Origin of the sequence: Brachyspira sp. (assembly GCF_050873525.1) — a bacterium.
Lineage (GTDB): Bacteria > Spirochaetota > Brachyspiria > Brachyspirales > Brachyspiraceae > Brachyspira.
Map to the genome: position 1 here is coordinate 1 of NZ_JBNMIZ010000307.1, position 2,250 is coordinate 2,250.

The 2,250-nt window shown below is 27.1% G+C and carries 3 protein-coding genes; all 3 read right to left on the minus strand.

Features of this window, described 5'->3' with window-relative positions:
- Positions 1 to 192: 192 nt before the first annotated feature.
- The 3 genes from ACR0QS_RS12865 to ACR0QS_RS12875 are packed head-to-tail and all read right to left on the minus strand — an operon-like array spanning position 193 to position 2,233.
- On the minus strand, positions 193 to 867 hold the full coding sequence (locus ACR0QS_RS12865; protein WP_432633851.1) for an SAM-dependent methyltransferase: 675 nt from the start codon (positions 865 to 867) through the stop codon (positions 193 to 195).
- 27 nt (positions 868 to 894) lie between these two features.
- A complete protein-coding gene (gene rsmG / locus ACR0QS_RS12870; protein ID WP_432633852.1) occupies positions 895 to 1,491 on the minus strand; it encodes a 16S rRNA (guanine(527)-N(7))-methyltransferase RsmG in 597 nt (198 codons plus the stop codon).
- A gap of 10 nt (positions 1,492 to 1,501) precedes the next feature.
- Positions 1,502 to 2,233 carry a hypothetical protein gene (locus ACR0QS_RS12875; protein WP_432633853.1) on the minus strand — a complete coding sequence of 244 codons (732 nt, stop codon included), beginning with the start codon at positions 2,231 to 2,233 and terminating at the stop codon, positions 1,502 to 1,504.
- Positions 2,234 to 2,250 lie beyond the last annotated feature (17 nt).

The window sequence follows — 2,250 nt, forward strand, 5'->3', positions numbered from 1 at the left end:
ATATTAATAAAAAATTTTTTGATTTTAAAAATTTAAATATTCCAAATTATTTTGAAATTATAAAATTCTTAAAAACGGATATATACGGAAATATTAGATTTTATAATTCAAGCGCAAAATTAAATATTTTTACCGAAGAAAGAAATTATACGAATATTGATATGAATTTAGAATAAAATTATTATTTTTATTTTAACTTACTACAACCACAAATTCTCTTTTATTCTTACTTTCCGATTTATTAAATCTGTCGCATATATTTCCAATTTCGTCTATTATTATCTCTTCTTTATCCGTTGTCAAATCTAAACAAAGTCCGACAATTTTATTTTTTGAATAAACTTTTTTAATCGCGTTCAATACTTTATTCATTCTATAAGGCGTGTCCAAAATTATAATTGGAATATTTAATTTTTTTAAGTGAATTAATTTTCTTTCTCTCTCTTTATCGTCCCTCGAAAGAAGTCCCGCATAATAAAATTCTTTGAAATTAAAAGGCAGACACATTATAGCCGCCGTTATACTGCTTACCCCGGGAATCGGACTAACTTTTATATTATTTGAGTAGCAATATTCGAGCAGTATTTTTCCCGGGTCTTCCAATACGGGAGTTCCGCAATCGCTTATTAAAGTCGCTGTTTCGCAGTTTAAAATTTTTTCTATTATTTCGTATATGTCTTTCGATTTTGTATGTTCGCTAAATTCGATTAATTTTCCTTTTTCTATATTGATATTTAATGTTTTAAAAAGAGTTGTCGCTTCTCTAAAACTTTCGACTAAAATTAAATCGCTTTTAATAAGAATTTCTTTCAATCTTTCCGTATTATCTTTATAATTTCCAATATCTCTTGCGGCAATATAAAGCATATAAATCCTTTTTAATTTTATTTAAATTTATTTAACGATTACAATATTTCTTTCTTTTTCTTTATTATTCAAATTTTTTATTTTGAAATTATATTTTTCAATATTTTTAATTTCTTCAAGTTCTTCTTTTATTTTATCCAATTTTCCTTTATATGCAATCAAAACGGAATTTTTATTTTTTAATCTTTTGAAAATTTTTAATAAAGTTTTTATATCCGAAAAAGCGCGTGCAGTTATCGTATCGTATTTTTCTTTTATTTCGTAAACATTGACGCGTTTAATTTCTATATTGTTTAAAGAGAGTTCTTTTTTTGCGCTGTCTAAAAAATCCGCTTTTTTATTTTTAGATTCGCATAAAGTAAATTTTTTATTTTCGTAAATTATTGATAACGGAATCGAAGGAAGTCCCGCTCCAGAACCAATATCAATAATATTATCACAGTTTTTAAATATATTCAAAGCGAGGAGAGAATCTATAACATGTTCTTTAATAAAATCTTCAATAGTTTCCGCTCCCGTTATATTAATATTTTTATTATAATCCATAACCAAATCGGCGTATTTTATCAAAGCGATTTTCTTTTGAGAATCTATATTCAAAAAATCAAAATATTCTTCATACATATAAAAACTATTACCAGCCCAACTTTCCCGCTTCTCTTTTTGCGCTATCTCCCGTTAAAACATTTGTTACATTATATCGTAATTCTCTTTTATCGGATGCGCTTTTAATTATAAATTCTTTCGGATAAGGGATATTATTAATCGTTGTGTAAGAGCCTAAAGTTATATCTACCGAATGATTCATAAAAGCTATCGACATATTTCTTATTCTGTAAGTCGAAGCCGAAAATACTATTGTGTCGACTCTGTCCGAATATCCTATTTTTAGAGTATGCCAATTTTTTCCCAATGTTATATTGCTGCTTACTATTTTTTTACTTAAATCTATAAATTTATAATCCAATATATCGGCGTAAACTTTTGGAAAACGCATTATTGGAGCTTCCAAAGAAAAATTATTAAAATTATCTTTTATCGGCGCGTCCTCTTCGGCAATATTTAAAGTCATTTGATTGTTAATAACTTGGGCGTTCATTATCGCGCTTCCAAAAAGTCCGTCAGCAGCGCTTATATATTTGCTCGTTCCGTTCATATAATAATTAACAATCAAAGGCATTTGGTCAACATCGTCTCCGCTGTAAAAAGCTCCGCCAGAAGAATATATTGAAGAAAATGGAGATTTTGAAAATCTGTCAAAAGCTTCTTTCATTATACTTTCTTCATTTTGAGCGAAAACCGTTTGAATTAAAGTTATTAAAATTGTTAATATAAAAAATATTTTTTTGTTTGTTCGCGTAATCATTTTTACTCCTTAAAATA

Bases quoted from the DNA above. Each gene is read 5' to 3' on its own strand.
- ACR0QS_RS12865 (WP_432633851.1), bottom strand. From the start codon at position 867: ATGCTTTATATTGCCGCAAGAGATATTGGAAATTATAAAGATAATACG.
- ACR0QS_RS12875 (WP_432633853.1), bottom strand. From the start codon at position 2,233: ATGATTACGCGAACAAACAAAAAAATATTTTTTATATTAACAATTTTA.
- rsmG (WP_432633852.1), bottom strand. From the start codon at position 1,491: ATGTATGAAGAATATTTTGATTTTTTGAATATAGATTCTCAAAAGAAA.